Annotated in this window: 15 protein-coding genes; 12 read left to right on the top strand and 3 right to left on the bottom strand. The window is 64.6% G+C overall.

Translation table 11 applies throughout. From position 1 onward, the window contains the following. Positions 1–126: 126 nt before the first annotated feature. Positions 127–1,092 (bottom strand): quinone oxidoreductase family protein, encoded by a 966-nt coding sequence (locus tag IEY62_RS04700; RefSeq protein WP_189014487.1) that lies wholly within the window; start codon positions 1,090–1,092, stop codon positions 127–129. An 85-nt stretch (positions 1,093–1,177) separates the two neighbouring features. Further along, positions 1,178–2,266 carry a fatty acid desaturase family protein gene (locus tag IEY62_RS04695; protein ID WP_189014485.1) on the bottom strand — a complete coding sequence of 363 codons (1,089 nt, stop codon included), beginning with the start codon at positions 2,264–2,266 and terminating at the stop codon, positions 1,178–1,180. 168 nt (positions 2,267–2,434) lie between these two features. Between IEY62_RS04695 and argC the strand changes: the two genes are divergently transcribed. From argC to IEY62_RS04650, 9 genes are all read left to right on the top strand, one after another. Further along, on the top strand, positions 2,435–3,466 hold the full coding sequence (gene argC / locus IEY62_RS04690; RefSeq protein ID WP_189014483.1) for an N-acetyl-gamma-glutamyl-phosphate reductase: 1,032 nt from the start codon (positions 2,435–2,437) through the stop codon (positions 3,464–3,466). Then, positions 3,463–4,629: a bifunctional glutamate N-acetyltransferase/amino-acid acetyltransferase ArgJ gene (argJ, locus tag IEY62_RS04685; RefSeq protein ID WP_189014481.1), complete on the top strand. Its 1,167-nt coding sequence runs from the start codon at positions 3,463–3,465 to the stop codon at positions 4,627–4,629. The genes argC and argJ overlap by 4 nt, the downstream gene beginning before the upstream one ends. An 11-nt stretch (positions 4,630–4,640) precedes the next feature. After that, positions 4,641–5,582 (top strand): acetylglutamate kinase, encoded by a 942-nt coding sequence (gene argB, locus IEY62_RS04680; protein ID WP_189015669.1) that lies wholly within the window; start codon positions 4,641–4,643, stop codon positions 5,580–5,582. Continuing rightward, positions 5,579–6,859, top strand: coding sequence for an acetylornithine transaminase (locus IEY62_RS04675; RefSeq protein WP_189014479.1), 1,281 nt, complete (start codon positions 5,579–5,581; stop codon positions 6,857–6,859). The genes argB and IEY62_RS04675 overlap by 4 nt, the downstream gene beginning before the upstream one ends. Then, a complete protein-coding gene (gene argF / locus IEY62_RS04670; RefSeq protein ID WP_189014477.1) occupies positions 6,856–7,857 on the top strand; it encodes an ornithine carbamoyltransferase in 1,002 nt (333 codons plus the stop codon). The genes IEY62_RS04675 and argF overlap by 4 nt, the downstream gene beginning before the upstream one ends. Beyond that, positions 7,857–8,393 carry an arginine repressor gene (locus IEY62_RS04665; RefSeq protein ID WP_189014475.1) on the top strand — a complete coding sequence of 179 codons (537 nt, stop codon included), beginning with the start codon at positions 7,857–7,859 and terminating at the stop codon, positions 8,391–8,393. Before argF ends, IEY62_RS04665 begins: the two co-directional genes overlap by 1 nt. A gap of 71 nt (positions 8,394–8,464) precedes the next feature. Further along, positions 8,465–9,670 (top strand): argininosuccinate synthase, encoded by a 1,206-nt coding sequence (locus tag IEY62_RS04660; RefSeq protein ID WP_091466547.1) that lies wholly within the window; start codon positions 8,465–8,467, stop codon positions 9,668–9,670. Continuing rightward, positions 9,670–11,085, top strand: coding sequence for an argininosuccinate lyase (argH, locus tag IEY62_RS04655; protein WP_189014473.1), 1,416 nt, complete (start codon positions 9,670–9,672; stop codon positions 11,083–11,085). Before IEY62_RS04660 ends, argH begins: the two co-directional genes overlap by 1 nt. 77 nt (positions 11,086–11,162) lie before the next feature. Beyond that, the gene (locus tag IEY62_RS04650; protein WP_189014471.1) at positions 11,163–11,900 is read left to right on the top strand and encodes a maleylpyruvate isomerase family mycothiol-dependent enzyme; all 738 of its coding nucleotides are present in this window, start codon (positions 11,163–11,165) and stop codon (positions 11,898–11,900) included. A gap of 65 nt (positions 11,901–11,965) precedes the next feature. Here the strand turns inward: IEY62_RS04650 and IEY62_RS04645 are convergent, their stop codons facing one another. After that, positions 11,966–13,492, bottom strand: coding sequence for a DNA-3-methyladenine glycosylase 2 family protein (locus IEY62_RS04645; RefSeq protein WP_189014470.1), 1,527 nt, complete (start codon positions 13,490–13,492; stop codon positions 11,966–11,968). Positions 13,493–13,587: 95 nt separating this feature from the next. Between IEY62_RS04645 and IEY62_RS04640 the strand changes: the two genes are divergently transcribed. The 3 genes from IEY62_RS04640 to tyrS all read left to right on the top strand — a co-directional run bounded on the left by IEY62_RS04640 (position 13,588) and on the right by tyrS (position 17,943). Then, positions 13,588–14,244: a DNA-3-methyladenine glycosylase gene (locus IEY62_RS04640; protein ID WP_189015667.1), complete on the top strand. Its 657-nt coding sequence runs from the start codon at positions 13,588–13,590 to the stop codon at positions 14,242–14,244. A gap of 122 nt (positions 14,245–14,366) precedes the next feature. Then, positions 14,367–16,595, top strand: a complete 2,229-nt coding sequence (locus IEY62_RS04635) for an ATP-binding domain-containing protein (protein WP_189014469.1) — start codon at positions 14,367–14,369, stop codon at positions 16,593–16,595. Between the two features lie 37 nt (positions 16,596–16,632). Further along, complete coding sequence (gene tyrS, locus IEY62_RS04630) at positions 16,633–17,943, top strand: tyrosine--tRNA ligase (protein ID WP_189014468.1); 1,311 nt, start codon at positions 16,633–16,635, stop codon at positions 17,941–17,943. The last annotated feature ends 675 nt before the right edge of the window (positions 17,944–18,618 follow it).

Below are 18,618 nucleotides of genomic sequence, written 5' to 3'. Positions count from 1 at the left end.
GCTTTTCGCAGGAAGGTGAACAAAAGGTGTCGATGGTTTCCTGCGCGTCACAGTCCGTTGTGCTGATGTTCGCCTTAACGTCACCAGGGGTTTGGGGCCGGGAGCAACCCGTCACGGTGCTACACGTCACGGCACCAGCAGGACCTTGCCGGTGGTCCGGCGTCCTTCCAGGTCACGGTGGGCCTGGGCTGCCTCAGCCAGCGGATACGTCGCACCAACCCTGACAGCGAGAGTGCCGTTGGCTGCGGCGTCGAAAATTTCAGCCGAGCGCCACCGGCGTTCCTGGGCGTTCTGTACGAAGTGCGCCATGGTGGGCCGGGTCAGGGTCAAAGAGCCCGCCGCATTCAACCGCTGCGGATCAAACGGGGGCACCGGACCCGAGGCTGCACCGAAAAGCACCATGGCCCCGCGGATCCGCAGGCTTCTCAGGGAGTCATCGAAGGTGTCCTTGCCAACGCCGTCGTAGACGACGTTGACGCCCTCGCCGTCAGTGAGTTCACGGACTTTGTCGGCGAAGCCCTCATAGCGGAGGACTTCATCGGCGCCGGCGAGGGTGGACAGATCAGCTTTCTCATCGGAGGACACGGTGGTGATGACCCGGGCCCCGCGTGCCTTCAGCAACTGGGTCAACAGCAGACCGACTCCACCGGCTCCCGCGTGCAGCAGGACCGTGTGGCCGGGCTCAACACGGAAAGACGAGTTCATCAGGTAGTGGGCCGTTATTCCCTGCAGTGGCAGGGCGGCGGCGGTGTGATCGTCGACGCCGGCAGGAACCGGGAGCGCCCTGGCAGCGTCCACCAGGGCGTATTCGGCGTAGGTCCGGGTTCCTTCGGCGGTGGCAACGCGATCGCCTACGGCAAACTCTTCAACCCCGGCACCTACGGCCTCCACGACTCCGGCCGCCTCCGCGCCCGGGGTGAACGGGTAGTCCACCTTGTAGGTGCCATTGCGCTGGTAGGTCTCGATGAAGTTGACCCCGGTTGCTGCGACTTTGATCAGCAGTTGTCCGGGGCCCGGCGCCGGTACTTCGACGGAAGCGAACTCGAGGACCTCGGGTCCTCCGGCTTGCTGTGCAACGATTGCGTGCGTCATGGTGGCTCCTTACTCCGGGGCGGTCCTTCCGGTGCCCGGTTCCAGAGTCCATCCTAGGGAGGTTTGGGCCTCCGGTGTCGAACGCCTAGAAGCGTCCGTGCGTCGACGCGACGGGGCAATCGAAGCCACGGCCCGCTGCCAGGCCGACGTCATTGAGGTACCTGACCACGATGCCGTAGGACTGCATCAGCGTGGTTTCGGTGTACGAAATCGAATGCTTGGCGCAGAACTCACGCACGATCTTTGTGGCCTTGTACAAGTGGGGGCGGGCCATGTCCGGGAACAAGTGGTGCTCCACCTGCCGGTTGAGTCCGCCCAGGAGGAAGTCCATGAAGATGCCGCCGGAGATGTTGCGCGAGGTCAGGATCTGGCGGTTGAGGAAGTCCACGCGACTGTCCTTGGGGAGGACGGGCATGCCCTTGTGGTTCGGTGCGAACGAAGCGCCCATGTAGAAGCCGTAGACCATGATCTGGACACCGAGGAAGGCAAAGGCCATCCCGATGGGCAGGAAGGTGAAGGCCAATACGGGAAGGGCGGTGAGCCTTGCCACCAGGATGGGTGCCTCCACCCAGCGGTGACGTACGTTCCGCTTGCCAAGGACAAAGCGAAGCGAGTCGAACTGGAGGCTCAAGCCAAGCAACGTCAGGAGGGGGAAGAAGAACCACCCCTGCTTCCTGGTCAGGAAGGCCAGGCGGCCCTTGCGTTCCGCCGCTGCGTCTTCATAGAAGACCAAGGCGTTGTTACGGATGTCCGGGTCCTTGGAAATGACGTTGGGGTGGTTGTGGTGGGCTCCATGCTTCTGTTCCCACCAGGAATAGCTGATTCCTGCAACGCCGGTGGCAAGAAGGCGGGCGGACCAATCGTTGGCCCGGCGGGAGGCGAAGATCTGCTTGTGCCCGGCTTCATGGGCCAGGAAGCTCAGCTGCGTGCACAGAATGCCAACTGCTGCCGCGATGAGGAGCTGGTACCAGGACTCGCCGATCAGGGCGAAGCCGAGCCAGGTGCCGGCCATGAGGAGTACCAGGGCAACGAAAACCCAGATGTAGAAACCGCTGCGGCGCTCAAGGAGTCCTGCGGATTTGACGCTCTTGAGGAGCTCTGAGTAGCTCTGAACGACGGGATTTGGCTGAATTGCGCGTGCTTTGGGGCGCTCAGCGGTGGACGTGGGTGCCATGTATGTGCCCCGTATCGCTAACGGGCAACGCTGCAGCCGACGTTCGGACTGCACGGTCTGGATCACCCTGAACTAAGCATACGCGCAATGTCCTAACAAATGTGACACATCACATCAGGCATGCATAAATATCGGACAGCGTGAATATTCTTGCTGTATAGTGGTGTCATGACTATTTCAGTTGCCGTCTCCGGCGCCAGCGGCTACGCCGGGGGAGAAGTGCTGCGCTTGCTTGCGGGCCATCCGAACGTCACCATCGGTGCCATTACCGCGCACAGCAACGCCGGTTCCAGACTAGGGGAGTTGCAGCCACATCTCCACGGTTTGGCGAGCCGGATTCTGGAAGACACCACAGTGGAGAACCTCTCCGGACATGACGTCGTTTTCCTGGCCCTGCCGCACGGAACCTCCGCCGGGATCGCGGCCCAGTTGCCGGAAGGCACCATAGTCATCGACGCCGGTGCCGACCACCGCTTGCAGGACGCCTCGGCGTGGGAGAAGTTTTACGGCTCCGAGCATGCGGGTACGTGGCCTTACGGCTTGCCGGAACTGCCGGGCCAGCGCGAGGCCCTCAAAGGTGCAACCCGGATCGCCGTGCCTGGCTGCTACCCGACGTCGGCCCTGCTGGCCTTGACACCCGGGTTCGCCAACAATCTTCTCCTGGCGGACGACGTCGTGATTGTTTCCGCCTCCGGCACCTCAGGTGCCGGCAAGGCTGCCAAGGTCAACCTGATCGGCTCGGAGGTCATGGGTTCCATGAGCCCCTACGGTGTGGGTGGCGGTCATCGCCACACGCCGGAGATCGAACAGGGACTGTCCAACGCCGCAGGGGAGCCCGTCACGGTGTCCTTCACGCCAACTCTGGCGCCGATGAGCCGTGGGATCCTCACTACTGCCACAGCAAAGGTTGGGCACGGCGTTACAGAAGCCGAACTGCGCCAAGCGTGGGCGGATGCCTACGACGACGAGCCGTTCGTGCACCTGCTGCCCGAAGGCCAGTGGCCCACCACCAAGTCGGTGCAGGGATCCAACCACGCCGTCATGCAGCTGGCGTTCGACCAGCACACCGGCCGTGTCATCGTCACATGCGCCATTGACAACCTCACCAAAGGGACCGCCGGCGGAGCCGTGCAGTCCATGAACATTGCCCTTGGCCTGGATGAAACCGCCGGCCTGAACCTGCAGGGAGTTGCACCGTGACCATTACCGCCCCCAAGGGATTCCGTGCTGCCGGCATCAAAGCCGGTATCAAGGCCTCAGGCAACCCGGACCTGGCACTCGTCGTCAACGACGGTCCATCCAAGGCGGCCGCTGCCGTCTTCACCTCCAACCGGGTGGCCGCTGCCCCTGTGCACTGGTCCCGCCAAGTGGTCAGCGATGGCCGTGTGGATGCTGTGGTCCTGAACTCCGGCGGTGCCAACGCCTGCACCGGTCCGCAGGGCTTCCAGAACACCCACGCTACCGCCGAGAAAGTGGCGGGCGTGCTGGGAATCTCGGCTTCCGACGTCGTGGTGTGCTCCACCGGGCTGATCGGCGAGCAGCTGCCCATGGACAAGATCCTCCCGGGCGTCGAAGCAGCCTTCAAGGAGCTGTCCGAGGACGGTGGCGCGGCCGCGGCGACAGCCATCATGACCACTGACAGCGTCTCCAAGGAAGCGGTCTTCGAGGGCAAGGACGCAGAAGGCAAGCCGTTCACCGTGGGCGGCATCGCCAAGGGCGCGGGGATGCTGGCGCCAGGCCTGGCCACGATGCTGGTGGTGCTTACCACCGACGCTGAAGTACCTGCGAACGAGCTCGACGTGGTGCTCCGGGATGCCACGCGCGTCACCTTTGACCGGACGGACTCGGACGGTTGCATGTCCACCAACGACACCGTGGTGCTGCTGGCATCGGGGGCCTCCGAGGCTTTGCCCTCTGCGGAGCAGTTGAGCGAAGCGGTCACCAACGTATGCGCCGAACTGGCACGCAAGCTCATCGGTGATGCCGAGGGCGCCAGCCACGACATCGCTATCCGGACGTTCAACGCCGCCAGCGAACGCGACGCTGAAATCGTCAGCCGCAGTGTGGCCCGCTCCAACCTCTTCAAAGCTGCCATCTTCGGTAAAGACCCCAACTGGGGACGCGTGCTGTCCGCCGTAGGAACCACGGACGCCGTCTTCGAAGCGGACCAGCTCAACGTGGCCATGAACGGTGTGCAGATTTGCCGCAACGGCGCAATCGGCGATGACCGCAACCTGGTGGACCTCGAGCCGCGCGAAGTACTCGTGGAAATTGACCTCCAGGCCGGTGAGGCCGAAGCGACCATCTGGACCAACGACCTCACGCACGACTACGTGCATGAGAACAGCGCCTACTCAAGTTGAGCGGAATGACGATGACAGCGCACACCCGCGAAACCACCTCCATGACCGACGCCCAAGACAAGGCCGGCACGCTGATCGAAGCCCTGCCGTGGATCCAGCGTTTTGCCGGCACCACCATGGTGGTCAAATATGGCGGCAACGCTATGGTCAACGATGACCTCCGGCGTGCCTTTGCCGAGGACATCGTGTTCCTCCACCACGTGGGCATCCACCCCGTGGTGGTCCACGGCGGCGGCCCCCAGATCAACTCCATGCTGGGCCGTCTGGGCATCGAGTCCGAGTTCAAGGGCGGCCTTCGCGTCACCACGCCCGAAGCCATGGACGTTGTCCGGATGGTCCTCACGGGCCAGGTCGGCCGCGAGCTGGTTGGACTCATCAACTCCCACGGTCCCTACGCTGTGGGCATGTCAGGTGAAGACGGCGGCCTGCTGCGTGCTGTTCGCACCGGCACCGTGGTGGACGGCGAGGAAGTTGACCTCGGCCTGGTGGGCGAAGTTGTGGGCGTGGATCCCGCCGGGATCGAAGACATCCTCGACGCCGGCCGCATCCCGGTGATTTCCACCGTCGCCCCTGAAATCGTGGACGACGGAAACGGCTTCCAGACCACTGGCCAGGTACTGAACGTCAACGCGGATACGGCGGCTGCCGCCGTCGCTTCCGCCCTGGGTGCCAGCAAACTGGTCATCCTCACCGACGTCGAAGGGCTCTATGCCAATTGGCCGGACAAGTCCTCGCTGATCTCCTCGCTGACGGCCTCCGAACTCCGCGCCATGCTGCCCCGCCTTGAATCCGGGATGATCCCCAAGATGGCCGCGTGCCTGAAGGCCATCGATGAAGGCGTGGAACGCGCGCACATCGTGGACGGCCGGCTGGCCCACTCGATGCTGCTGGAAACCTTCACGACGGCGGGCATCGGCACCCAAGTAGTTCCTGACGAGGAAGTGAACGCATGAGCGAAACTGTTGGCCTCAGCCCGACCAGCGCAGCGGAGGGTGCCGCAACCACGCTCGTTGCCCAGAGCTCAGGCGCCGACTGGCTTGCCCGCTACTCGTCGTCCCTGATGGGTGTCTTCGGCACGCCGCAGCGGGTCCTGGTGCGTGGCGCCGGTTGCCTCGTGTGGGACGCCGACGGCAAGGAATACCTGGACCTCCTGGGCGGCATCGCCGTGAACGCTTTGGGCCACGCCCACCCGTTCGTCACGTCGGTGATCTCCAGCCAGTTGGCCACGCTGGGGCATGTCTCCAACTTCTTCACGAGCCCCACGCAGATCGCCCTGGCTGAGAAGCTCCTGTCCATCAGCAACGCACCTGCCGGGTCCAAGGTCTTCTTCGCGAACTCCGGCACGGAAGCGAACGAGGCCGCCTTCAAGCTTGCGCGGCGGAACAACGCCGACGGCAAGCGCACCAAGATCATCGCGCTCGAAGGTGCGTTCCACGGCCGCACCATGGGTGCGCTGGCGCTCACGGCCAAAGAGGCCTACCGTGCGCCGTTCGCGCCGCTGCCCGGCGGCGTGGTCCACATCCCGTTCAATGACATCGAGGCGCTGCGTGCCGCCGTCGACGATTCCACTGCGGCAGTGTTCCTGGAACCGATCCAGGGCGAAGCGGGCGTCCGGCCCCTCAGCGCTGAGTACCTGCAGGCGGCCCGTGAGGCCACCAGTGCCGCGGGCGCACTGCTGATCCTGGACGAAGTCCAAACCGGCATCGGCCGCACAGGCAAATGGTTGGCAAGCGAAGACGCGGGCATCGTGCCCGACGCAGTGACCCTCGCCAAGGGACTCGGTGGCGGCTTCCCCGTTGGTGCCTTGGTCACGTTCGGCAGTACGACGTCGGCCCTGCTCGCCGCCGGGCAGCACGGCACCACTTTCGGTGGGAACCCTGTGGCTACGGCCGCGGCGCTGGCTACTCTGCACGCGATCGAAAGCCAAGGTGTCCTGCGGAACGTGCTTGCTGTTGGAGCGCACCTGCGCGACGGCCTCGCAGCAATTGACGCAGTGACCGAAGTCCGCGGAGAAGGCCTTCTCATCGGCTTTGACCTCGATGCCGACGTCGCTCCCGCCATGGTGACTGCGGCCCTGGATGCCGGGTTCATCATCAACAGCCCAGGGCCACGGACCATCCGCTTGGCGCCCCCGCTGATCCTGACCATCGAACAGGCAGATCGGTTCCTGACCGCACTGCCGGCATTGATCTCCACGGCCAAGGCCACGACTTCCAAGGACAACAAGTGAGCACTTCCACCCGTCACTTCCTCAAAGACACCGACCTGAGCCCGGCTGAGCAGGCTGAGGTTCTGGAACTCGCAGCCCGGATGAAGGCCGCACCGTACAGCGTGCAGCCCTTCGCCGCGGACGGTAACGGCCGCAAGACGGTCGCCGTGATCTTCGACAAGACCTCTACCCGGACGCGCGTCTCCTTCGCCACGGGCATCGCGGACATGGGTGGCAACGCCCTGATCATCAATCCCGGTGAAGCCCAGATCGGTCACAAGGAATCCGTGGAGGACACCGCGAAGGTCCTGGAGCGCATGGTCTCCACCATTGTGTGGCGCACCGGAGCCCACTCGGGCCTGGTGGCCATGGCGGAAAACTCCAAGGTCCCCGTCATCAACGCCCTGTGCGACGACTATCACCCGTGCCAGCTCCTTGCCGACCTCCTGGCCGTCAAGGAACACAAAGGGGAGCTCGCGGGATTGACCATGGCCTACTTGGGCGATGCCGCGAACAACATGGCCAACTCCTACCTCCTGGCAGGGGTTACCGCGGGAATGCACGTCCGCATCTCCGGTCCCGAAGGTTACCTCCCGGCAGCGGAAATCGTGGCTGCCGCTGAAGAGCGCGCCGCTGAAACCGGTGGTTCGGTCCTGATCACCAGCGATGCCGCCGAAGCCCTCAAAGGTGCCGACGTCGTGGCAACGGATACCTGGGTGTCCATGGGCCAGGAATCGGAGAAGGAAGCCCGGCTGCAACTGTTCCGCGACTACTCCGTGGACGAGGCTGCCATGGCGCAGGCCGCCCCGGACGCCGTCGTCCTCCACTGCCTCCCGGCGTACCGCGGCTACGAGATTTCCGCCGGCGTCATTGACGGACCGCAGTCCATCGTCTGGGATGAGGCAGAGAACCGGCTCCACGCCCAGAAGGCCCTCATGGCCTGGCTGATGCACCGCTCCGGACTTGCGTTCGTTGAGGGCCTTTCTCCCGTCGAAGGTACCGGGGAGAGCACGTTCTAGTGTCCGCCAACCCGGCCGTCCCGGGCGCAAGCCCGGCCACCAAGACCGCCCGACAGGCCCGCATCACTGCGATCCTGACGGGTGAGTCCGTGCGTTCCCAGGCAGAGCTTGCAGCCTTGCTCGCGGACGACGGCGTCCAGGTCACCCAGGCCACTTTGTCCCGCGACCTCGTGGAACTGGGCGCGGTGCGCGTTCGCGGCAAGGATGGAGCATTGGTCTACGCCGTGCCGGGGGAGGGCGGCGACCGCAACGCCAAGAGCGGGGTCACCCAGGAAATTCTCGACGCGCGGCTGACCCGGCTCTGCGGCGAACTCCTGGTAACGGCCGAGGCATCAGGCAATATCGTGGTGCTTCGCACCCCACCGGGGGCAGCGAACTTCCTGGCATTGGCCGTTGACCACTCCGTGATGCCGTCGGTATTGGGTACGATCGCAGGCGACGACACTTTGCTGCTGGTCGCGCGGGATCCCGATGGCGGGGCAGAGCTTGCGGCCAGATTCCTGCGGATGGCCGAGGAAGCCGGTCCCGGCAACTGAATGCTTTACCCAGCAATGATTCACCCAGCATTTGATTCGAATGAACCAAGCAACAACAAAGGAGCACTCTCGTGACTGAGCGCATTGTTCTGGCCTACTCCGGTGGCCTTGATACGTCCGTAGCCATCGGCTGGATCGGTGAAGCCACCGGTGCCGAGGTCATCGCCGTGGCCGTTGACGTCGGACAGGGTGGCGAGTCCCTGGAGACCATCCGCCAGCGCGCCCTCGGTTGCGGCGCCGTCGAGGCCTACGTCGCGGACGCCCGTGACGAGTTCGCCAACGAGTACGCCATGCCCACCCTGAAGGCCAACGCCCTCTACCAGGGCCACTACCCCCTGGTTTCGGCGATTTCGCGTCCGGTCATCGTGAAGCACCTCGTGAAGGCTGCCCGTGAATTCGGCGCCACCACCGTTGCCCACGGCTGCACCGGCAAGGGCAACGACCAGGTCCGTTTTGAAGTTGGCATCCAGACCCTCGGCCCGGACCTGAAGTGCATCGCTCCTGTCCGCGACCTCGCCCTGACCCGCGACAAGGCCATTGCCTTCGCCGAGGAAAAGGGCTTGCCGATCGAAACCACCAAGAAGAACCCGTACTCGATCGACCAGAACGTCTGGGGACGCGCCGTCGAGACCGGCTACCTTGAGGACATCTGGAACGCTCCCACCAAGGACATCTACGACTACACCGCCACCCCGGAATTCCCGCCGGCACCGGATGAGGTCACCATTTCCTTCCAGGCCGGTGTGCCCGTAGCCATCGACGGCGTCAAGGTCACCCCGCTGCAGGCCATCCAGGAACTCAACCGCCGTGCCGGTGCGCAGGGCGTCGGCCGCATCGACGTCGTCGAGGACCGCCTTGTGGGCATCAAGTCCCGCGAAATCTACGAGGCCCCGGGTGCCATGGCGCTGATCACCGCGCACAAGCACCTCGAGGACATCACCATCGAGCGCGAGCAGGCCCGCTTCAAGGCCACCGTTGGCCAGCGCTGGGCAGAACTCGTGTACGACGGACAGTGGTTCTCGCCGCTGAAGCGCTCCCTGGACGCCTTCATCGAGGACACCCAGCAGTACGTCTCCGGTGACATCCGCATGGTCCTCCACGGTGGCCAGGCAATCGTCAACGGACGCCGCTCCGAGACCTCGCTGTACGACTTCGACCTCGCTACCTACGACACCGGCGACACCTTCGACCAGTCCATGGCACGCGGCTTCATCGAGCTGTGGGGCATGTCCTCCAAGGTCGCTTCCGGCCGCGACCTCCGCGTCGCAGGCGAGTAATGACGTCCGCAACAAATGAGGGTGCACTGTGGGGCGGCCGGTTCGCGGGCGGTCCTGCGGATGCGCTGGCCGCACTGAGCAAGTCCACCCACTTTGACTGGCGGCTTGCGCGTTACGACATCGCCGGTTCAAAGGCCCACGCCCGCGTGCTGGCCAAGGCCGGACTGCTGGACGACGCCGAGCTCGAAGGCATGCTCGCCGCCCTCACCCAGTTGGACGAGGACGTCGCGAGCGGCGCCTATCTGCCTGCTGAGAGCGACGAGGACGTGCACGGTTCGCTGGAACGCGGACTGATTGAGCGTGCCGGGACCCAGTTGGGTGGCAAGCTGCGTGCAGGCCGTTCCCGCAACGACCAAGTGGCCACCCTTGGCCGCATGTTCCTGCGTGACCATGCCCGGATCATCGCTCAGGGTGTCCTTGCCACCATTGATGCCCTCGTTGAGCAGGCCAAGGCCCACCACGGTGTCGCCATGCCTGGCCGCACCCACTTGCAGCACGCCCAGCCGGTTCTTTTGAGCCACCACTTGCTGGCCCATGCCTGGGCTCTGCTGCGCGATGTTCAGCGGCTCCAGGACTGGGACAAGCGCGCCGGTGTTTCGCCGTATGGCTCCGGCGCCCTGGCCGGTTCGTCGCTGGGCCTGGACCCGGAGGCTGTTGCCGCGGACCTCGGCTTCTTCTCGGCTGTGCACAACTCGATCGATGGCACCGCTTCCCGCGATGTCTTCGCCGAGTTCGCCTGGGTTTGCTCCATGATCGGCGTGGACCTGTCCCGGATCTCCGAGGAAGTCATCTTCTGGGCAACCAAGGAGTTCTCCTTCGTCACGCTGCATGATTCGTACTCCACGGGGTCCTCGATCATGCCGCAGAAGAAGAACCCGGATGTTGCCGAGCTCGCCCGCGGCAAGGCAGGGCGCCTCATCGGCAACCTGACAGGACTGCTGGCAACGCTCAAGGGCCTGCCGCTCGCGTACAACCGCGATCTGCAGGAAGACAAGGAACCGGTCTTCGACGCCGCGGACACCTTGGAGCTGCTGCTTCCGGCCGTGTCCGGGATGATCGCTACGCTGACGTTCAACACTGAGCGCATGGAGTCCCTGGCTCCGCAGGGCTTCGCGCTGGCCACGGACATTGCCGAATGGCTCGTCCGGCAGGGCGTTCCTTTCCGCGAGGCCCACGAGCTTTCCGGTGCGGCCGTCAAGCAGGCCGAAAGCCGCGGCGTGGAACTGTGGGACCTGACAGACGAGGAATACGCAGCAATTTCGGAGCACCTGACGCCCGAAGTCCGCAGTGTCCTCAGCACCGAAGGTTCGCTCAACAGCCGCAACTCGCAAGGCGGAACTGCACCAGCCGCCGTCGAACGCCAACTGACGGCGCTCCAAGCGGAACTGGGCGCAGTGCGTTCCTACGCGTCGTAGCGTTTGTTGGTCGGGAGCGGGATGGTGCCTGAAGGTGCCATCCCGCTCTTCGTTTAACTCTGCGTTAGCATGGCGATATGACCCGGATCACCCCTGAGACGCTGCCCGCAGAGCTTCACAAAGCCGCCGACACCGTCACCCGCCTCCTTGCCAAACTGGATGACGCCTCTGTAGCCGAGCCTTCGGAACTTCCCGGCTGGACCCGCGGGCATGTGCTCGCCCACCTCAGGGGCATTGCCGATGCGATGGCACGGCAACTTGAGTACGCGCGCCGCGGAGAAACCATTGAGCTGTACGACGGCGGCATCGAGGGACGCACGAAAGCAATCGAACTTGCCGCCGGGCACAGCCTCGCGCAGCATACGGAGGCGGTCACCGCTGCCTTGGGGTCCGCCGTCGCGGCCTTCGACGCTCTGGGACCGGAGGATTGGCAGGCACGTATCGCCTACCGGAACGGAACAGTCCTCGACGGCGGCCTGGCGCTGTGGCGCGAACTGACCATCCATGCCTCGGACCTGCGTTTGGGTTACGGGCCGGAGACGTGGAGCCGCCCGTTCTGTGAGCACCTCGTTGGCTTCCTGGCCGCGCGTGTGCCCGACAAATACAAGCTGGTGCTGCAGCCCACTGGCCTTCCCCAGCTGAGCATTGGCAGTGGTGGCACTTCGATCGCCATTACCGGCATGCTGACGGACATCGCAGCCTGGTTGGCGGGCCGTGAGCCGAGCCTTGGAAGCCTCAGGGCGACGGCTGCCGCTGACGGAGTGGAGCTGCCCGAACTTCTGCCCTGGCCGGCCGGCCAACCCGCAGCCCGCTAATCCACCGACGCTCCCTCACACCGGGTCGACTCCACGGCGCGACGCCGGCAAGCGCGACGCCGGCACTAGGCGTGGGTGCCGACACCGGCCGAAGTGCGGGAGGGGCGGACAGCAACAGGCTTCGCCGCTGCCCGCCACAAATGCATGGTGGCGTAGGAACGCCAAGGGCTGACTTCCCGAAAGTCGGCGCTCAGGCCTGCCCCCGACGGCAGGACCTTCAGGCCGTTCCGAACCGCAGCATCATTGGCCAGGAGAACATCCGGAGCGCCGAGCACACGCATCGCGACGTATCCCACGGTCCATGGCCCCACTCCGGGCAAGGGGAGGAGCTTGCGGCCAAGGCTCTCCAAGTCGTCGCCATAATCGAAATTGAGTGTCCCAGTAGCCATGGCCGTCGCAGCGGACACTATGGAGTCGATGCGGCGCTGGGGTCCCCGGAGCAGGGCGCGCCCGTGCTCGGCGAGTTCTGCCGGCGTCGGAAACAGTCGCTCCAATTCCGCATCAGCCACATCGGCGGGGGAGCCGGCGGCCGACAACTGGGTGAGGGCCGTGCGGGCCGCGGCGACCGTGATCTGCTGCCCGATCATCGCCCGGATGAGCAACTCCTGCGGATCCACCGCGCCGGGAACCCGGATACCGGGGACGGCCGGAATTCTGCCGGCCAGGCGAGGGTCCTTTGCCAGGGCGTCATCGATTGACTGCGGATCGGCGTCCAGGTCGAACAGCCTCCGGACCCGGCTCAACAAAGCCGGGAGGTCGTGGAGGTCCAAGGCATTGGCCGTCAGTTGCAGGGGCCTTCCACGGCCTTCGGGGTTGAACGAGACAGAGAAAGACGCGGTGCCCCTCGGCAGGCGCAGTGTGCGTGCGTAGGTCCGGGTTCCGTCCGCTGAGATGCCTGCCGATTCGATGCCGGGCACCGCGCGAACTGCCAGGAAGTCGAAGATCCCGGGATCGAACGGTTCCCGGTAGGGCAGGTTCAGTGTCAGTGCTGCGGGAGCTGCCTCCGACACCCCGGTTCCCCGGCGTGTGCCGGACTTCGCCCCGGTGGCGCGCAACGCCGTCGGGGTCATGGCGAAGACCTCGGCGATGGTCTCGTTGAATTGGCGCACGCTGTTGAACCCGGATGCGAACGCGACGTCGGCCAGGAGCATGTCCGTTGAAACCAGCAGGGTCCTGGCCGTCTGGGCCCTGCTTGCCCGTGCCAGCGACAGCGGGCCGGCTCCCAGCTCATGGCTCAGGATGCGGTTGAGTTGGCGCGCGGAGTAGCCCAAGCGGTGTGCCAGCCCGTCGACGCCCTCACGGGTGATGACGCCGTCGTTGATTAACCGCATGGCGCGGCCCGCGATGTCGGAGCGGAGGTTCCACGCAGGCGTCCCGGGGACCGCTTCGGGCAGGCATCGCTTGCAGGCCCGGTAGCCGGCCTCATGCGCAGCCGCGGACGTTTCATAGAACGTCACGTTCTCCGCCTTGGGCGTCCGGGCCGGACAGGATGGCCGGCAATAGATCCCGGTGGACCTGACGGCCGTGAAGAATTGACCGTCGAACCGGGTGTCGCGGGCATCGATCGCCCGGTAGCGCTGCCAGAAGTCCATGGCTTCATCCTGCCAGCCCTCCATGGCGCGTGCTAGCGGAAATCGGACATGGCCGTTGCAGGGGTTGTTGCTAGGGTCTGGTCATGAGTTCGTCCATGGAGAATGGTGTCAGTGACCCAACAGAAGTGCGCAGATTCCTTGAGGGCGACCCCCGCGTCATCGCTCCACTGATCCTTGGGGCTGTCCTCACCCATCACTCGGAAGCCGGCCCGGTCTCTGTGCGCCTAACGGAAGTGGAGGCCTACATGGGTCCCCGGGATTCCGAACACCCCGATCCCGGTTCCCACACCTTTGGCGGCCCCACGCCCCGGAATGCGCCCATGTTCGGGCCGCCGGGATTCCTTTACGTCTACTTCACCTATGGCATGCACTACTGCGCCAACATCGTCTGCGGACCCGACGGCGCACCCTCCGCGCTGCTGCTGCGGGCGGGAGAGATCGTCGACGGCGAAGGCCTTGCCGCCGTCCGCAGACCGGCGTCGAAAGCACACAAGGACCTGGCCAGCGGACCCGCCAGGCTCGCGTCCGCACTTGGACTGACGACGTCGGACACCGGCCGTGACGCGCTCGCGGAACCTTTCAGCTTGAGCTTGCCCGCGGCCCCGGAGGCGGCGGTGGCCAGCGGCCCCCGCGTTGGGGTGGCGGGCCCGGGCGGCACCACCGAGTACCCGTGGCGTTTTTGGATTGAGGATGACCCCACCGTGTCCAAGTACAAGGCAGCGCGCCCCCGGAAGGGGCCGGCAGCCGGGTAACTTTTCCCTCCGGCAGCAACACTTTCCTGTGACGCAGTCCGAGGTATGACTTGTACCCCGCACGTTTACCAAAATCGCTGTAGAATGGTAGGTCTGTCTTTTGCGATAGGGGTTACGGTTCGATGCACGACGCTGATTTGGTCCACGAGCAGGAATACGTTGCCGGGCTTTACGCCCGGCTCGATGAGCTGCGCGCTGAAAAGCGCGCCCAGCTGGCGCAGGTGCGCAAGGCAGGTGCGGTGGGAACCATGCAGAACGTCTCAGAGCGTGATGCGTTCGCTGCCCTGTACGAGGACCGCCTGGCCCAGCTCGACGCCGTCGACGACCGCCTGGTCTTCGGCCGCCTCGACCTCGACTCCGGAGAGGCGCAGTACATTGGTCGCATCGGCCTGTCCACCGCCGATCTCCAACGGCTCATGGTCGACTGGCGTGCGCCCGAAGCCGGCCACTTCTATCAGGCGACCGCCTTCGATCGCCAGGGTGTGCGCCGCCGTCGTCACCTCATTCTTCAGGGACGCGACGTCAAAGCCATCGAAGACGACGTCCTGGACGCCGGGATGCTGGCGGACAACGACTCCCTCCAGGGCGAGGGTGCGCTGCTGGCCGCGTTGAACTCGAAGCGCACGGGCCGCATGTCGGACATCGTGGGCACCATCCAGTCCGAACAGGACAGGATCATCCGTTCCTCCATTTCGGGGGCGCTCGTTGTTCAGGGAGGGCCGGGCACCGGTAAGACCGCTGTTGCCCTGCACCGCGCGGCCTACCTGCTCTATACCCACCGCGACCGGCTCAAGAGCGCCGGCGTCCTGCTGGTGGGCCCGTCGTCGTCGTTCATGCACTACATCGAACGCGTGCTCCCGTCCCTTGGTGAGACGGGTGTGGTCATGGCCAGCCTTGGCCGCCTGATGCCCGGAATCAACGCCATTCCCGAAGAAAACGCCGACGTCGCTGCCCTCAAGGGCAAGCTCGACATGGCCAAGGTGGTGGCCAACGCTGTGGCAAACCGGCAGCGGACACCTGCCGAGGACCGCATCCTGGAAGTCGATTCACGGAAGCTGACCCTCACCGTCCGCCAGGTGCGCCGCGCCCGCGAAAAAGCGCGAGCCACGGGCAAGCCCCACAACGAGGCACGCCTTACGTTCGTGAAGATCCTCCTGCGTGAGCTCACTGAGCAGCTGACTGATCTTGTGGAGGAATCGAACATCGGCAACAACGCCGATCGCGCTTACCTCGCAGAAGACGTCCGCTCCGCCAGGGACGTCCGGATTGCTTTGAACCTGTGCTGGATGCCGATGACGCCGGAGAAGCTGATCTCGGAACTCTTCAGCAAACCAGCCATCCTGGAAGCGTGCACACCGCACCTGACGCCCGAACAGCGCTCATTGCTCCAGCGGCCTGTTGACGCGCCGTGGACCGAAGCGGACGTTCCGCTGCTGGATGAAGCCGCCGAACTGCTGGGCGAGCTGGACCCGGCTGCCGGCAGGGGACTGGCCCAGCAGGAAGCTGACCGGGCACGCGACCTCGCCAATGCCAAACAAACCCTGGCCAACATGGAAGCTATGGGCGTCGACGTCCTGGTCACGGCCGAAGAGCTCGCGGAACAGAACCAGGAGCGCGAAGGCCGGCTTACCGCTGCCGAGCGCGCCACGAGCGACCGGTCGTGGGCTTTCGGCCACATCGTGGTTGACGAAGCCCAGGAGCTCTCGCCCATGCAGTGGCGCCTGCTGGTGCGCCGCTGCCCGCTGAAGTCCTTCACGATCGTGGGCGACATCGCCCAAACGAGTGCCGCAGCCGGTGCCAATTCGTGGCAGAGTGCTCTGGCGCCGTCGTTCGGTGACCGCTGGACCCTTGAGGAACTGACGGTCAACTACCGCACGCCGTCGCAGATCGCGGAGGCAGCCGTGCGCATGGCCAACCGTGCAGGGCTTGTGGTCTCAGCTCCGAAGGCAGTGCGCGAGGGCAAATGGTCACCCATCGTCGACCGCGTCGAGCCGGACGGTATTGTGCAGCGCCTGGTAGAGGTCCTGCCGGAGGAAGTGGAAGCGATCGACGGCGGCCTGCTGGCCGTCATTGCCGACGGTCCCTTGCTGCCGCAGGCAACCGCCGCCCTGAAAGAGGTCTACGGACGCCGTATCGGTGCCGGTGCAGGCAGCTACGAGCAGGACATCGTGGTCATTAGCCCCAAGGAAGCGAAGGGTTTGGAATTCGACGGCGTAGTGGTCCTCGAGCCGGCCGCGATGCTCAACCACGAGCACGGCAAGGTCGGCGACCTTTACGTTGCCATGACCCGGGCCACGCAGCGTCTGCGCCTCATCGCGGCAGCGCCGGTGCCGGCCGGCATCGAGCGCTAGGAAAAACCGGCCCCGCAATCCTGCTAACTTAGATCTCGTGTCACACGTAAACAACCTCGAGTCCCAGCACAACGATCCCGCCTTTGCCAACATCTGGCAGGAACTGACTTGGCGCGGCCTGGTCCACGTTTCCACTGACGAAACGGAACTGGAAAAACTGCTCGCCGGGGACCCGATCACGTATTACTGTGGCTTCGATCCCACGGCGCCGTCACTGCACTTGGGCAACCTGGTGCAGTTGCTCCTGATGCGTCGCCTGCAGTTGGCAGGCCACAAACCCCTCGGTTTGGTGGGCGGTTCCACCGGCCTGATCGGCGACCCGCGTCCGACGGCGGAACGCACCTTGAACACCAAGGACACCGTGGCGGAGTGGGTAGGTTACCTGCAAGGCCAGGTACGACGCTTCCTCAGCTTTGAGGGCGACAACGCCGCCCGCATGGTCAACAACCTCGACTGGACAGCGCCGCTCAGTGCCATCGACTTCCTCCGGGAAATCGGCAAGCACTTCCGCGTGGGCACCATGCTCCGCAAGGACGCTGTTGCCTCGCGCCTGAATTCCGACGAGGGCATCAGCTACACCGAGTTCAGCTACCAGATCCTGCAGGGCATGGACTACCTCCAGCTCTTCCGCGACTACAACTGCGTCCTGCAGACCGGCGGTTCGGACCAGTGGGGCAACCTCACCAGCGGAACCGAGCTCATCCGCAAGGTGGAGGGCAAGAGCGTGCACGCCCTGGGTACGCCGTTGATCACCAACTCCGACGGCACCAAGTTCGGCAAGAGCGAAGGCAATGCTGTCTGGCTGGACCCGGAAATGTGCAGCCCGTACACCTTCTACCAGTTCTGGCTGAACACGGCGGACGCTGACGTCGTGGATCGCCTCAAGGTGTTCACGTTCCTCTCGCGTGCCGAGATCGAAGCGTTGGGCGACGCCGTGGCGGAACGCCCGTTTGCCCGCGAAGGCCAGAAGAAACTTGCCTACGAAGTGACGTCGTTGGTTCACGGCGTCGAAGCCACGGAGAAGGTCATTGCCGCTTCGGCTGCGCTTTTCGGAAACGGCGACCTCACTGTTCTGGACGAACGCACGCTGGAGGCAGCCACCGCGGAACTTCCTTCAGCGACGATCAACACTGACGGACTGGGGATCATCGATCTCCTGGTTGCGTCCGGACTCTCCGAGAGCAAGTCGGCTGCCCGACGAACTGTTGGCGAAGGTGGTGCGTACGTGAACAACACCAAGGTGTCCGATCCCGACGCCATCATTGCCCAGGACGAGTTGCTTCACGGCCGGTACTTGCTGCTCCGCCGGGGCAAGAAGAACCTGGCAACCATCGAGGTCTCGGCCTAGTCTCTGGTCATCACGAAGCTCTGAAAGGGCCGGCAACCGTTATGGTCGCCGGCCCTTTTTGCGTTTAAGCGTTTTGTTGGGTGGTCAGCCGGACGCGGCGGGTGTGGCTGTGGTGAGAGGTGCCCGGCGTGGTGGCGGCGGTCATCCTCTGCGCGCTCGGTCGTTCCTCCCTTGGACGCGCGCTGCCGGACACCCGCCGCCTCCTTCCGACGCTTGTTCATGTTCCGCGGGTTGTGATGGGGTTCACGGTCTGGGTTTTGGTGGGTTTGGGGGTGTTTTGGTGGGTTGGTGGTGGTGTTTGGGTTGTGTTTGCGGGGTTTTTGGGTGGTGTTGGGGTGGATTTGGTGTGGGGGTGGGGCGCGTGTAAAGTTATTCGAGTCGCCGCCGCTGATGCGGAAAGATAGCGACCGACTCCCTTTCAAATTGCCGGTTCCGGTTGTGCTTTTGTGTGCTTCTGGTTGGTGGGGGAGGCCCGGGGTTTGGTTTGCTTTGAGCGGCCGGTTCGGGTAAGTTTGGAAAGTTGCTCCGGAGCGATCCTGGACCCTGTGGGGTGTGGGTGGTGCCGGTTAGTGTCTGTTGTTTGAGAACTCAATAGTGTGCCAAGTTTGTTGATACCGATTGTTTTTTGATTGGTTGAAATTATGGCTGGATCATTGCGCACCCCCGTGTGTGGTG

The organism is Paenarthrobacter histidinolovorans, assembly GCF_014647595.1.
In the GTDB taxonomy this organism is placed as follows: domain Bacteria; phylum Actinomycetota; class Actinomycetes; order Actinomycetales; family Micrococcaceae; genus Arthrobacter; species Arthrobacter histidinolovorans.
Note: the sequence above shows the minus strand (reverse complement) of the source record. Positions and strands in the feature narration are given on the sequence as shown.